Annotated in this window: 14 protein-coding genes; 9 read left to right on the plus strand and 5 right to left on the minus strand. The window is 60.0% G+C overall.

The annotated features are described in order from the left end of the window. Positions 1-10: 10 nt before the first annotated feature. Together pcaC and pcaD are read right to left on the minus strand one after the other, a co-directional pair. Positions 11-415 (minus strand): 4-carboxymuconolactone decarboxylase, encoded by a 405-nt coding sequence (pcaC, locus tag JNB88_RS06490; protein ID WP_037134230.1) that lies wholly within the window; start codon positions 413-415, stop codon positions 11-13. Beyond that, the gene (gene pcaD, locus JNB88_RS06495; RefSeq protein WP_220354740.1) at positions 412-1,221 is read right to left on the minus strand and encodes a 3-oxoadipate enol-lactonase; all 810 of its coding nucleotides are present in this window, start codon (positions 1,219-1,221) and stop codon (positions 412-414) included. The genes pcaC and pcaD overlap by 4 nt, the downstream gene beginning before the upstream one ends. 148 nt (positions 1,222-1,369) lie before the next feature. Here pcaD and pcaQ point away from each other — a divergent pair, with 148 nt between their 5' ends. Then, a complete protein-coding gene (gene pcaQ, locus JNB88_RS06500; RefSeq protein ID WP_037134228.1) occupies positions 1,370-2,293 on the plus strand; it encodes a pca operon transcription factor PcaQ in 924 nt (307 codons plus the stop codon). Between the two features lie 65 nt (positions 2,294-2,358). After that, complete coding sequence (locus tag JNB88_RS06505; RefSeq protein WP_037134227.1) at positions 2,359-2,787, plus strand: lipocalin-like domain-containing protein; 429 nt, start codon at positions 2,359-2,361, stop codon at positions 2,785-2,787. 79 nt (positions 2,788-2,866) lie between these two features. Here the strand turns inward: JNB88_RS06505 and pobA are convergent, their stop codons facing one another. Continuing rightward, positions 2,867-4,039 (minus strand): 4-hydroxybenzoate 3-monooxygenase, encoded by a 1,173-nt coding sequence (gene pobA, locus JNB88_RS06510; RefSeq protein WP_037134226.1) that lies wholly within the window; start codon positions 4,037-4,039, stop codon positions 2,867-2,869. A 114-nt stretch (positions 4,040-4,153) separates the two neighbouring features. Here pobA and JNB88_RS06515 point away from each other — a divergent pair, with 114 nt between their 5' ends. Continuing rightward, positions 4,154-5,041: a helix-turn-helix domain-containing protein gene (locus tag JNB88_RS06515; protein ID WP_220354741.1), complete on the plus strand. Its 888-nt coding sequence runs from the start codon at positions 4,154-4,156 to the stop codon at positions 5,039-5,041. Here the strand turns inward: JNB88_RS06515 and JNB88_RS06520 are convergent. Beyond that, a complete protein-coding gene (locus JNB88_RS06520) occupies positions 5,038-5,793 on the minus strand; it encodes an IclR family transcriptional regulator domain-containing protein (RefSeq protein WP_037134326.1) in 756 nt (251 codons plus the stop codon). The genes JNB88_RS06515 and JNB88_RS06520 overlap by 4 nt on opposite strands. A 170-nt stretch (positions 5,794-5,963) precedes the next feature. Here JNB88_RS06520 and JNB88_RS06525 point away from each other — a divergent pair, with 170 nt between their 5' ends. The 3 genes from JNB88_RS06525 to pcaF are packed head-to-tail and all read left to right on the plus strand — an operon-like array spanning position 5,964 to position 8,590. Continuing rightward, positions 5,964-6,671: a 3-oxoacid CoA-transferase subunit A gene (locus JNB88_RS06525; protein ID WP_220354742.1), complete on the plus strand. Its 708-nt coding sequence runs from the start codon at positions 5,964-5,966 to the stop codon at positions 6,669-6,671. After that, positions 6,668-7,372 carry a 3-oxoacid CoA-transferase subunit B gene (locus tag JNB88_RS06530; RefSeq protein WP_220354743.1) on the plus strand — a complete coding sequence of 235 codons (705 nt, stop codon included), beginning with the start codon at positions 6,668-6,670 and terminating at the stop codon, positions 7,370-7,372. The genes JNB88_RS06525 and JNB88_RS06530 overlap by 4 nt, the downstream gene beginning before the upstream one ends. 12 nt (positions 7,373-7,384) lie before the next feature. Beyond that, a complete protein-coding gene (pcaF, locus tag JNB88_RS06535; protein WP_220354744.1) occupies positions 7,385-8,590 on the plus strand; it encodes a 3-oxoadipyl-CoA thiolase in 1,206 nt (401 codons plus the stop codon). A gap of 267 nt (positions 8,591-8,857) precedes the next feature. Here pcaF and JNB88_RS06540 read toward each other — a convergent pair whose 3' ends face one another. After that, positions 8,858-9,553: a hypothetical protein gene (locus JNB88_RS06540; protein WP_220354745.1), complete on the minus strand. Its 696-nt coding sequence runs from the start codon at positions 9,551-9,553 to the stop codon at positions 8,858-8,860. Between the two features lie 384 nt (positions 9,554-9,937). On the opposite strand from JNB88_RS06540, the gene JNB88_RS06545 reads away from it, so the two are divergent. The 3 genes from JNB88_RS06545 to JNB88_RS06555 all read left to right on the plus strand — a co-directional run bounded on the left by JNB88_RS06545 (position 9,938) and on the right by JNB88_RS06555 (position 13,383). Continuing rightward, the gene (locus JNB88_RS06545) at positions 9,938-10,222 is read left to right on the plus strand and encodes a helix-turn-helix transcriptional regulator (RefSeq protein WP_220354746.1); all 285 of its coding nucleotides are present in this window, start codon (positions 9,938-9,940) and stop codon (positions 10,220-10,222) included. After that, a complete protein-coding gene (locus JNB88_RS06550; protein ID WP_220354747.1) occupies positions 10,212-11,534 on the plus strand; it encodes a type II toxin-antitoxin system HipA family toxin in 1,323 nt (440 codons plus the stop codon). The genes JNB88_RS06545 and JNB88_RS06550 overlap by 11 nt, the downstream gene beginning before the upstream one ends. 73 nt (positions 11,535-11,607) lie before the next feature. Further along, the gene (locus JNB88_RS06555; protein ID WP_220354748.1) at positions 11,608-13,383 is read left to right on the plus strand and encodes a UvrD-helicase domain-containing protein; all 1,776 of its coding nucleotides are present in this window, start codon (positions 11,608-11,610) and stop codon (positions 13,381-13,383) included. Positions 13,384-13,391: the final 8 nt, after the last annotated feature.

The following is a 13,391-nucleotide window of genomic DNA, read 5'->3' on the forward strand; positions in this document are numbered from 1 at the left end:
CCTATGCCTTTCAGGCCGCCTTGCCGGCGTCCATCTGTTCGAAAATGTGCTTGGCGATCTTGATTGCGTGATTAGCCGCTGGAACGCCGGCGTAAATCGCCACGTGTAGCAGGGCCTCGCATATATCTTCGCGCGAGGCACCGGTGTTGGCGGTGGCACGCACATGCATGGCGACCTCGTCGTCCTGTCCAAGCGCTGCGAGGAGCGCGATGGTCACGATCGAGCGTTCCCGATGTGTGAGGGTCGGGCGCGACCAGACATGTCCCCAGGCAGCCTCGGTTATCAGGTCCTGAAAGGGCTTGTCGAACGGCGTTGCACTTGCCTCGGCTCGGTCGACATGGACATCGCCAAGTACGGTGCGGCGTGTCGACATCCCTTGCTTGTAGCGCTGCGAGGGCTCGTGGAGTTCACTCATGGGCTGTTTTCTCCATGCAATGCGAAATCGATGAATGCGCGGATGACCGCTGTTAATGCCTCGGGCTGCTCCACGCAGGGAATATGACCCGCATCACGAATGATTTCGAAACGGGCATTGGGGATAAGCCGGGCTGTCGACTCCACGAGCTGAGGCGGAGTCGAGCCGTCCTGATCACCGACAATACAGATCGTTGGTACAGAAATTCTGGTGGCCGCCTCAGTATAGTCGGCATCACGGATTGCCTCGCAGGTCGCGATGTAACCTTCGACAGGCTGGCGCACGAGCATGTTGCTGTAGCCGTGATAGGCAGTATTCTCGGGACGTCGGAACGCCGGCGTGAACCAGAGCTTCATGACGCCGTCGACAATGCTGGCAATCCCTTTATCCGTGACGATCCCGATCCGGGCGTTCCAGCTCTCGGCCGTGCCAATCTTGTGCGCCGTATCACAAAGGATAAGGCCCTGCACCAGCCCCGGGCGCTCCTTGTAGACTGCCTGGGCGATCAGCCCGCCGACGGAAAGACCGCAGATGAAAGCCCGGCCCACGGACAGAAAGTCCAAAAGACCGATCAGGTCTGACGCGTGGTCTTCGATAGAATAAGGAACCTGACCGACATCCGAAAGCCCGTGGCCGCGCTTGTCATAGAGAACGATCGCATAGTCGCCGGCCAGACGCACGATCACGTCGCGCCAGATACGAAAATCCGTTCCCAGGGAGTTGGCAAAGACAATGACCGGCTTGTCGGCGGGGCCTCCGATGAGCTGATAGTGGATCGCGATATCGTTGATGCGGGCAAACTGCACGGCAAATCTCCTCTCCGCGCTAATCCATCTCGGGTCGCGGCCGACTTGATGAAGGATCCAGCGCAGACCCAGTTCAAATTGAATGTTTAATATGGTTAGGTAAAATGATATTTCGTGGCACTTCAATAACTCCGGAGTTATGAAAGCTATGATCGATAACCGCGTCAAATTTCGTCATTTGCAGACATTTGTCGAGGTTGCGCGACAAAAGAGCGTGATGAAGGCGGCCGAATTGCTCAATGTCAGCCAGCCGGCGGTGACAAAGACGATCCGCGAACTGGAAGAGGTCCTAGGTGTCGCGGTTTTCGAACGCGACGGTCGCGGCATCAAGATCACACGGTATGGCGACGTCTTTCTAAGGCATGCCGGGGCGGCACTTACGGCGTTGCGCCAAGGGCTCGATTCCGTCTCGCAGGAGCGGTTCGGCGAGGCGCCACCAATCCGCATCGGTGCGCTTCCGACTGTCTCGACCCGTATCATGCCACGTACCATGGAGCTTTTCCTCAAGGAGAACACCTGGAGCCGCATCAAGATCGTTACGGGAGAGAATGCCGTCCTTTTGGAGCAATTGCGCGTCGGCGATCTCGATCTCGTCGTCGGGCGCCTGGCGAGCGCGGAAAAGATGGCAGGATTCTCCTTCGAGCATCTCTATTCCGAACAGGTCGTCTTTGCTGTTCGTTCCGGTCATCCGCTCTTGAAGACCCGGCAGTCACTCTTCGCAAGCCTCAGCGACTACACCGTGCTGATGCCGACCCGGGCCTCGATTATTCGTCCGTTTGTCGAAAGCTTCCTGATTGCCAACGGTGTCGCCAGCCTGCCGAACCAGATTGAAACCGTGTCGGACTCTTTCGGCCGCGCATTCGTGCGTTCGAGCGATGCTATCTGGATCATCTCCACCGGTGTAGTGGCCACCGACATCGCAGACGGCCTGATCAGCATTTTGCCGATCGACACGAGCGAGACCAGGGGACCGGTCGGCCTGACGATGAGAACAGATGCCATCCCCTCGCTGCCGCTGTCTATTCTGATGCAGACGCTACGGGAAGCGGCGGGAGAAGTGGCGAAACCTTAGTCGACCTGTTCGGCCTGCCGCCCCCATGCTATGGTTTGCGAATGCACCTGCGCGTGGGGGAGCCTATGGGAACTGCAGCCGCATTACACGGAACCTGGCGAATGGTATCCTGGAAACGCAAGATAGTTGCCACCGGCGCCGTTTCCGACGCGATGGGACCGGATCCCGTCGGATTCCTGTCCTATCAACCAGACGGAAGAATGATGGCACTGGTTGTCAGCAGCGAACGGCCGAGATCCAACGGCAAGATGCCGACAGATTCCGAAAAGATAGCGCTTTTCGATAGTATGCTCGCCTACGCCGGCACCTACACGTTCGAGAACGGACGCGTCATCCACCATGTCGATGCCAGCTGGAATCCGGCCTGGGGCGTTACCGACCTTATCAGGCCATTCTCCATCGACGGCAAAAGGCTGGTTATCAGCGGCGCGCCCGGTGTCGATCCGAAGAGCGGCGACGAAGTCATCTACGAACTCGAGTTTCGAAAGATCTGAACTGGCGAGCAGCGGTGGGACGCATTTACCACCGCCGCTCTCCATGTGCCCTTCCGTGGATGGCGGAAGGGAAGCTAGCTTAGTAGGCAAGCCCGACATAATTTTCCGCGAGCGCAGTCGAGGCTGCGCGTGAATGCGTGAGGTAGTCGAGTTCGGCCTCCTGAATCTTTTGGTCGAAATCACCGGTATCAGGGAACCGGTGCATCATCGTCGTCATCCACCAGGAAAAACGAACCGCCTTCCAAACCCGGGCGAGTGCCCTTGGCGAATATGCGTCTATGCCTGCATTTGAACGATCCTGATAGTGCTCTATGAGGCCTGAGAACAGATAATGCACGTCGCTCGCGGCGAGATTGAGGCCCTTGGCGCCTGTTGGCGGAACGATATGGGCCGCATCGCCCACCAGGAACATCCGCCCGAAGCGCATCGGTTCGGCCACGAAGGAACGTAGCGGTGCGATCGACTTCTCGAAGGACGGCGCCGTGATCAGCGCCTCGGCATGGTGTGCGGGCAGGCGGCGACGCAGTTCGTCCCAGAAGCGATCGTCACTCCAGTCCTCTATCTTCTCCTCCAAGGGACACTGGAGATAATAGCGGCTGCGATGCTCGGAACGCATGGAACAGAGCGCAAAACCCCGCGGGTGGTTGGCGTAGATCAGTTCGTGGCTGACAGGGGCGACTTCAGCCAGTATTCCGAGCCAACCGAACGGATAGACCTTTTCGAACGTGCGCAGCGACCGTTCCGGCACGGCTTTGCGGCTCACTCCATGAAAGCCGTCACAGCCGGCAATGAAATCGCAATCGATGCGGTGAGTAGCGCCATCCTTCTCGTAGGTCACATGGGGGGTAGACTGGTCGAAGTCACGGGGCTGAACGTTTGCCGCCTCGTAAATCGTTTGCGCGCCACTGATTTCACGCCGTTCCATCAGGTCGCGCGTGACCTCCGTCTGTCCATAGACCATCACACGCTTTCCGCCGGTCAGACCGAAGAGGTCGATGCGGTGGTCACGCCCGTCAAAGGCAAGCGAGAAGCCGTCATGGGCAAGGCCCTCTGCGTGCATCCGTTGTCCGGCCCGCGCCTTGTCGATTAGGCCGACGGTGCCTTCTTCCAGCACGCCAGCGCGGACGCGACCAAGGATGTAGTCTTTTGCGACGCGATCCAGGATGATGTTGTCGATGCCGGCCTCGGTCAGCAACTGGCCGAGCAACAGCCCCGAAGGGCCGGAGCCGATGATGGCTACCTGTGTGCGCATGGTGTCCTCCCGCACTTGTCTTTTGCCAAATTCTGACGGGGCGAGGAGCGATCAACAATGGACAATTGCGCCATGTAATTGCACATATCGAACATCAGGGGCCAGGAGGAAGCTGTGGCGAGGATTGTTCCGACATATGAACTTTACGGCGAAAGCACCGGGCGAAAGCCGGATTTTTGGCTGCATTGTGAAACTATTCCGTCCCGCAGCAGCCTCCACCACTGGGAGATCAGACCGCATCGCCACGACAGTTTCTTTCAGATATTGTACATAGATAGTGGATCCGGCGAGGCCATGTTTTCGGGCGTCTGGTACCCGATCGAGCCTCGGTCAGTGATTACCGTCCCTCCGGGCCTCGACCACGGCTTTCGGTTCTCCAAGGACATTGATGGCTTTGTCATCACCGTGTTGACCTCGCATCTGAAGGCAATCCCGGGTGACCGCAGCAGGCTTGGCGAGTGGATGGCTTCTCCACATCTGACGAAACTCGACATGGAAGAGCAAGACGCCCGTTACGTCGCGGCTTGCCTGCAACGGCTCGGGCGCGAGTTCGCCGAGCGGCGGGCCGGGCGCAACGACCTGCTTGAGGCATATCTGACATCGGCCCTGTTGCTGACAGCGCGGCTCTCTTCCGAAGGAACGGAAGACCGCACGGCTGCCGATGAGAACGAGCGCCGGATGGAACTGCTGCACGGCCTGATCCAACGACATTTCAAGTCACATGAGCCGGCCGCCTTCTACGCCAAGGCTCTCGGCGTCTCGCCAACCCATTTGAATAGGATCGCACGTGCCAAGACCGGAAACGGCGCACATGAACTGATTGCGCGCAAGGTCGTCGACGAAGCCAAGCGCGAACTGGTCTTCACCTTCGGCAGCGTCCAGGAGATCGCCTACCGGCTGGGCTTTTCGGATCCCGCCTATTTCTCGCGTTTCTTCCTCAAGCAGACCGGCCAGACACCGCGGACCTGGCGTCTGGCGGAGCGGGCAAAACTTGGCGTCTAGCGCAGTACGAGACGAAGTGCCTTCTGCGTCTCCTTGAGAAGCGGCAGATAGCGACCCGGCATTTCCGCGGCCGGTGCATGCGCGGCCGGCGCGCCGATATTAATTGCTGCCACTGTCTGCCCGCGATCATTCTCGACCGGAACGGCAATGGAGCAAAGGCCGATTTCCAGCTCCTGGTCGATCACGGCGTAACCCTGTTCGCGCACACGTCGAAACTCCGCCATCAGGTCCTCGACATCCGTCTTGGTGTTCGGCGTATTTTGCCTGAGATCGGTGCGGGAAAGGACTGCTCTTGCCTCGGCGTCGGGCAGTGATGCCAAAAGGACGCGGCCCATCGAGGCACAAAACGCCGGAAGACGGCTGCCCGGCGTCAGGTTGATCGACATGACGCGGCGCTGCGAGGCGCGGGCGATATAGACGATTTCCGTGCCGTCGAGGACCGAGGCGGATGCGCTCTGTCCGGCTCTTTCCGACAACTGATCGAGATGCGGCTGAATGAGGACGGGCAGGGGCGTCGCCGAGAGGTAAGCATGGCCGAGCCGCAGGATTTTGGGAGTCAGAACGAAAAACTTGCCGTCGTATTCGGCATAGCCGAGTTCAGCGAGGGTCAGCAATGACCGGCGCACGGTGGCTCGGTCGAGCCCGGTCAGCTTTGCGGCGTCGGCGATCGAAAGTCGCTGGCGCGTCTCGTCAAAGGCCTCGATGACCTTAAGTCCCTTGGCAAAGCCGCTGACAAAATCAGTTTCGCGCACGATTTCTCCCCTGCGTACAGCTCTGGAACCAACATAACCACGACCGCATTCTGTGCGCTATATGAACAAATGTCAAATATCGCACAAAATGCTTGCCCACCCTCCCATTGCGTTTTATCCATCGGCCAAGAGGCGGAGAGGAGCATCCCGCCTGTAAGGAGTGATCCAGCATGGACAAGACTATTGTGAGCACGGCTGAGGCCGTCTCCGAAATCGGTGACGGAGCGACCGTCATGATCGGCGGTTTTGGCGGCTCAGGCGCACCGATCGAGCTGATCCACGCCCTGATCGACAAGGGACCGAAGAACCTTACGGTGATCAACAACAATGCCGGCAACGGGCGCATTGGCATTGCTGCGATGATTGACGCGGGAATGGTGCGCAAGATGATCTGCTCTTTTCCGAGATCGTCGGACCCGCGCGCCTTCACGGACAAGTATCTGGCCGGCCAGATCGAACTCGAGCTAGTGCCTCAAGGAACGCTTGCCGAGCGCATCCGCGCCGGCGGCGCCGGAATTCCCGCCTTCTATACGCCGACGGGCTACGGCACCGAACTTGCAAAGGGTAAGGTCATCGCTGAATTCGACGGCCGGCAATATGTGCAGGAGCGCTGGCTGAAGGCGGACTTCGCCATTGTCAAAGCGCATGTTGGCGACACCCACGGAAACCTCACCTACAACAAGGCCGCGCGCAACTTCAATCCGCTGATGTGCATGGCGGCGGCCAAGACCATCGTCCAGGTTTCAAAAATCGTTGCCCCCGGCGGCATCGACCCCGAGCATGTCGTCACCCCCGGCATCTTCGTCGACCGTGTCGTCGAGGTCGCCAATCCCGCCCAGGAAGAAGAGCTCGTTCGAGCCGGAGTGGTCTATCAATGACCGTCGATATCAGCCCCATCAACACACGCGAAGACATCAAGCTTTCCAACGCCAGTATCGCATGGCGCGCTGCTCAGGACATTGCTGACGGTGCCTATGTAAACCTCGGCATCGGCTTTCCAGAAATGGTGGCACGCTATCAGCCGCCAGGCCGCCAGGCGATTTTCCATACGGAAAATGGCATCCTCGATTTCGGCGAGGCACCGCCCGCCGGAGAAGAGAACTGGGATTTGATCAATGCAGGCAAGCGGCCGGTGACGCTGAAGCCCGGGTCGGCCTTCTTCCACCATGCCGACAGCTTCGCCATGGTTCGCGGCGGTCATCTCGACGTTGCGATCCTCGGCGCCTACCAGGTCGCCCAGAACGGCGATCTCGCCAACTGGAGGGTCGGTGCCAAAGGCGTGCCGGCGGTCGGCGGCGCCATGGACCTGGTGCACGGCGCCAAACAGGTCTGCGTCATCACAGAGCATGTTACCAAAAACGGCGAGCCGAAGCTGGTCGATAAATGCACCTTCCCGCTGACCGGAGTAGGTTGCATCACCCGCATCTATACGAGCCATGCCGTCATCGACATCGTTGAAGGCCGTTTTGTGTTGCGCGAAAAACTTGCCGCCATGACTGTCGAGGAATTGCAGGCCATGACGGGCGCGCCCCTTTTGGTCGACGGCCCGGTTGCCGATCTCGTCGTCCCGGAACTCTAAGGGAGAAACCCGATGGCTGACGCCTATATCTGTGACTACATCCGCACGCCAATCGGCCGCTTCGGCGGCTCGCTCTCAACTGTTCGCGCCGATGACCTCGGCGCAGTACCGCTGAAGGCGCTTTTGGAGCGCAACGACAAGGTTGATTGGGAGGCCGTTGACGACGTAATTTTCGGCTGCGCCAACCAGGCCGGCGAGGACAACCGCAACGTTGCCCGCATGTCCTCGCTGCTCGCCGGCCTGCCAGTCTCCGTGCCCGGCACGACGATCAACCGCCTTTGCGGTTCCGGCATGGATGCGGTGATTGCTGCTGCCCGTGCGATCCGTGCTGGCGAGGCAGACCTGATGATTGCTGGCGGCGTGGAAAGCATGTCGCGCGCGCCCTTCGTCATGCCAAAGGCCGACACCGCCTTTTCGCGCAATGCCGAGATCTACGACACGACGATCGGCTGGCGCTTCATCAACCCTTTGATGAAGAAACAGTATGGCGTCGACTCCATGCCGGAGACCGGAGAAAACGTAGCCGAAGACTTCAAGGTTTCACGTGAGGACCAGGATGCCTTTGCCGTACTGAGCCAGGCAAAGGCCGCGACAGCGCAAGCCAATGGCCGGCTCGCCAAGGAGATCACGTCTGTCACGATCGCCCAGCGCAAGGGTGACCCCGTGATCGTCGAGAAGGACGAGCATCCGCGCGCAACGACGATGGAAGCGCTTGCCAGGCTTTCCACACCCTTCAAGAAGGAAGCCGGATCGGTAACGGCAGGCAATGCATCCGGGGTCAATGATGGCGCAGCCGCCCTTGTAATTGCCAGCGAAGCGGCAGCCAAAAAGTACGGGCTGACGCCGATCGCCCGTATTCTGGGTGGAGCAACCGGCGGCGTGCCTCCGCGCATAATGGGCATCGGCCCCGTCCCAGCATCGCGAAAACTGATGGCTCGGCTGGGCATGACACAGGATCAGTTCGGTGTGATCGAGCTCAATGAAGCCTTTGCCTCGCAGGGGCTGGCAGTTCTGCGCGAACTCGGCATTGCCGATAACGACACACGCGTAAACCGGAACGGCGGCGCAATCGCGCTTGGCCATCCACTTGGGATGTCGGGCGCACGCATCACCGGCACCGCTGCGCTCGAACTGCGCGAAACCGGCGCACGCTATTCGCTTTCGACCATGTGCATCGGCGTGGGGCAGGGAATTGCAATCGCGCTGGAGCGGGTCTGATTTTCTGCCAAGGGAAATGGCGCGACTTGCGCGCCGGACAGGATGAAAATGAGCACTCTTATGTCATTGTTTGTGCTATCTAATTTTACTCTGACTACAAACTCTGACTAAAGAGGTCTCGAAGCCAAGGCCTGCTTTGGTGGTGGGCTCCCGAGCCCTCCTAAAACCACGCGAGGGATCGTCACCCGGAGGGGCCGAGACGCCGGCTCGGGTCGCAGGCTAGAGCCCGGTCCGACTCTGCCGGACGCGCCCGACACTGAAAACCCGTCAACGCGGCTGCGCGATTACGAGGTCAATCCCCATGTCGATGCGCGCGATCTCCCGGGCAACCAGAACGTCGAGAATCGCCTGCTCGCGATCAGGCTGCAAAGCTGAACCATCCGCTGCAGTCGGCGGCCGCGCCTGCCGCACTCTGCCGGCAACCGCATCTTCCGCCTGTCGCCAGATCGGCGATGCGGCTTGGACCACAGCCCGACGGACCTCCTGCGCCGCGGCCCTGAAATCCCGGACGTTCTTGTCCTTGAACTTCTGTGACAGCCGTCCGGTCAGGCTCTCAAAGGTCTCGGCTTCGATCTGCCGTGGCTGCGAGCAGAAATACCCGTAAGACAGGCCGGGCTTGTACGCGATCGTATGGACCTTGTCGTCCGGCAGCGGACCGATCTGCGTGGGAGAAAACAGGATAGAACGGCTCGCTACGCTCGCTGAGTTATACGCGGTGTTGAACGCCGCGCAGTCGCGCAGGCATGGCGCGGCGTAGAAAACCTGCCCCGGATAGCGGCTCTCCCAACCAATCAACAGGCGATGCTGATCCGATACATCCCGGCGCATGAGCGCGATCCTGAAGAACTCAAGCGTCAGGCCCGGACACTGGCCGCCCGCGATCTCGAAGGCGCTGGCGCGGGTCATCAGCTCCGGAAGCTTGTACTGAAAGAACAGCGGCACAGCGGGGAAGGCGATCTGCACGTCATAGCCCAGCGTCGCCTCCTGGACGAGGTTGGGAAAAACCGGCGCGCCGGTGGGGGCCGTGGCCGAGCCGCGGATTAGATTTTCCGTGAACGCGTAGCCAAAAGAAAATTCAGTATATCCAACCTTCATAACAGCCCAAACCGTTCCTTCACTTTATCGCATTGCAGCCGCCCGGCTCATATCCAATATGTACAAAATTCTGGCCACAAACCACCCTTATGACCAATCAAATGAACAAAACTTGACTATACACCCGCCCCATGGCATAATGTACAAAATTATGGACATGAGAAGGCCTCACGTCCACTCAAATGAACAAAGCAGGTTATAACCGTGCCTCGTCAAAGAAGCTACTCCAGAGTCACGCACCAAGCGCTCGCCATGCTCGGCAAGCTGATCCGCGTCGGCCGGGCCGAGCGCGGCCTGACCGCGCAGGAACTGGCCGACCGCGCCGGCATCAGCCGCACCACCCTATCCAGCATCGAAAAAGGCGCTCCCGGCCCTGAGATCGGCATCGTCTTTGAGGTCGCTTCCATCATCGGCGTGCGTCTGTTCGACTATGACGAGCGCACGCTCCAGCTGCATAACGCCCGCCTTGACGAAAAACTGACTCTGCTGCCGAAGAGCGTCCGCCATGCCGTAAAGGAGGTCGATGATGACTTCTAAGGCGGACGTTACCGAAGCTTTTGTCTGGATGTGGCTGCCGGGGGCAACAGAACCAGTGGTCGCTGGCCGCCTCGACCAGGATGGCGAGCGTCTGCTCTTTACTTACGGCGCCAGCTACCGCCGCCGTAAGAGCGCCATTCCCCTCTACGAGCCTGAACTGCCCCTGCAGGAAGGTGTCATTGCGCCTTTCAACGGCCTCTCGATGGCAAGCTGCATCCGGGATGGCTCGCCGGACGCCTGGGGCCGCCGCGTAATCATCAATAGACTCACCGGCAAGAAGCCCGACGCTGCCGGCGTGCCGGAGATCAGCGAGCTGACCTTTCTGCTCCAGTCAGGATCCGACCGGATTGGCGCCCTCGACTTTCAGGCGTCGGCCACGGAGTATGTCCCCCGCCTTGCCGCACAAGCCTCACTAGACGAGCTCATGGAGGCAGCCGCCTTTATCGAAAAAGGCGTGCCCCTGACCCCGGCACTCGACCAGGCCCTCAATCATGGCACGTCGATCGGCGGCGCACGCCCGAAGGCTCTCATCGACGACGGGACGAAGAAATTCATCGCTAAATTCTCGGCCGCCAACGACACCTACAGCGTCGTGAAGGCCGAATTCATCGCGATGAAGCTGGCAGCTGCCTGCGGACTCAAGGCAGCGCTCGTGTCGATGACCCGTGCCGCCCATAAGGATGTGCTGCTTATCGAGCGCTTCGATCGCACACACACGAAGGACGGCTGGACGCGCCACGCCATGGTCTCAGCCCTGACCATGCTGGGCCTTGATGAAATGATGGCCCGCTATGCCTCCTACGAAGACCTCGCCGAACTCATCCGTCACCGTTTCACTGACCCCAAGGACACGTTGAAGGAACTCTACGGGCGGATCTGCTTCAACGTGCTGTGCGGCAATACCGACGACCACGCCCGCAACCATGCCGCTTTCTGGGACGGCAAGAGATTGACGCTTACCCCCGCCTACGACATCTGCCCGCAAGGCCGCACCGGCAACGAAGCCACGCAGGCCATGCTGATCAAGGGCGAGGGCCGTGCCAGCACGCTCGCCACTCTGCTCGCCGCCGCGCCGGATTATCACCTGAAAGAGGCTGAATCCGCCGCGCTGATCGAACACCAGATCAAGACCATCGACGAACACTGGCAAGAGGTCTGCGTCGAAGCAGACTTGAGCCCCGTCGAGCGCAAACTGTTCGCTGGACGCCAGTTTCTCAATAGCTACGCCCTCGGAGGCCTCGATAACCACAAGGCACTGCAGGATACATTCCGCGCCGCACAGGCCACGCTCATAGCCAGCGGAGGCGCGTGAACATGACAGCGCCAAAGCAGCTCAAAAGAAGCAAATGGCCCGGAGCGATTCTCCGCTCCCTCGGCCATGCATCATGGGCTGCCGAGCAGACTGCCACAGGCATCAACACTTCCTTGGCAGCCGCCATCAAGCGCCCTTTTCTTCCTGGGCAGGTCCGGCGCAGATCACCAGCACGCTGGGTTTCACCACGATAGAAGTGAAGCTGGCTGGCGGCCAGATAGCAAGGCTGGCGGGCGTACCACCGCACGATGCCGCCGGCTTCATCTCTGCGGCCAACGAAGCCTTCCGCGCCCATTTCCTCAAACAATTCGAGGCAGCGGCAGATGAACTGAAAGGGCTGTCCGAAGCGATAGCGCGCCTTGGCCAGCCGCGCCGCTACCCCGCCGCCTGCCTTCTCTCCCCTTCCTGGCGTCGCGCAACCGCCGTCATCGAGTCATTGCCGGAAACCATCCCCGCCGGTGTACTCTCAGAGGATCAGCAAAAGCTCATTGATACGGTCCGCGCCTTCCAAGAAAATCCCGAAGAAGCACGCCGCACCGCCATCCAGCGCTTCATCGACTCCGACCTTGCCGACATGAAGGGCTTTTTCGACACAATCGAGAAAAACCCGCTCACCCTCGAACAGCGCCTTGCCGTCGTGACGGATGAGGACGCAACGCTCGTCCTTCCCGGCGCCGGTTCGGGCAAAACCAGCGTCATCGTTGCCAAATCCGCCTATCTCGTCGAACGCGGCATCCGCAACCCGGACGAAATCCTGCTCCTCGCCTTCGGCAAAGACGCCGCTTCCGAGATGGCGGAACGCATCAAGGAACGGGCCGGCGTAGACGTCGACGCTCTGACGTTTCACGCGCTCGGCAACCGGATCATCCGCGAGGTTGAGGGCAAGGGCCCAGCGCTGGCCGACCATGCCAGTGATGACGCCAAGTTCCGCGTCCTGCTCAGGGACATTCTTCTCAACGAAGTCGCGTCGAAGACCGGGCTCGGCAAGCTGATACTGAATTGGTTTTCCGAGTTCTATTGGCCATACAAAAGCGAATGGGACTTCAAGACGCAGGATAGCTATTTCCAGTGGGTGGAGGCCCATGAGCTGCGCACCCTGAACGGCGACCTCGTCAGAAGCTTTGAAGAATGGGAGATTTCTAACTGGCTCTATCGCCACAGCATCGCGTTCGAATACGAACCTCTCTATGAAGGTCCGCTACCGGAAGATGCACGCGGCCCGTACAAACCTGATTTCCGGCTGACGGAGAGCGGCATCTACATCGAGCATTTCGGCGTCCGCAAAGAGCGCGGTATCAACGGCGCAACGCGTCTCACGACCGCCCCCTACATCGACCGCGAACGCTACCTTGCCGACATGGAATGGAAGCGCCAGCTGCACGCCGCGAACGGCACGACGCTTATCGAGACGTTCAGCTACGAGAAGGTCGAGGGCAAGCTGCTCGATAATCTCAGGGACAAGCTCGCTCCTCACGTCACCCTCAAGCCCGTTGCCACCGATCAGCTATTCAGCACCCTCGCGGCGATGGGACAGGTCGATGCCTTCACACAGACTCTGGGAACATTCTTACGCCATTTCAAAAGCTCCGGCGCCACCATCGCCCGGTGCGAAGCGCGGGCCGCCTCGTCAGATGATGTACCGCTGAGAAAATCAGCGCCTTCGCCACCCTTATGCGCGAGACGTCGCAAACGGCGCCATCCCTTTCCGCCGCGCCTACATGCGCTCTGTCATCGACCAGGTCGAAGTCGACGACACGGAAATCCGCATTCACGGGCGCAGAGACGTTCTAGAACGGCTTGTGATGGGGAATGGGGCAACTCCGGCAGGAGTGCCCAGTTTTGTTCGTAAATGGCGCG

Origin of the sequence: Rhizobium cauense (assembly GCF_019511525.1) — a bacterium.
GTDB classification, from domain to species: domain Bacteria; phylum Pseudomonadota; class Alphaproteobacteria; order Rhizobiales; family Rhizobiaceae; genus Rhizobium; species Rhizobium cauense.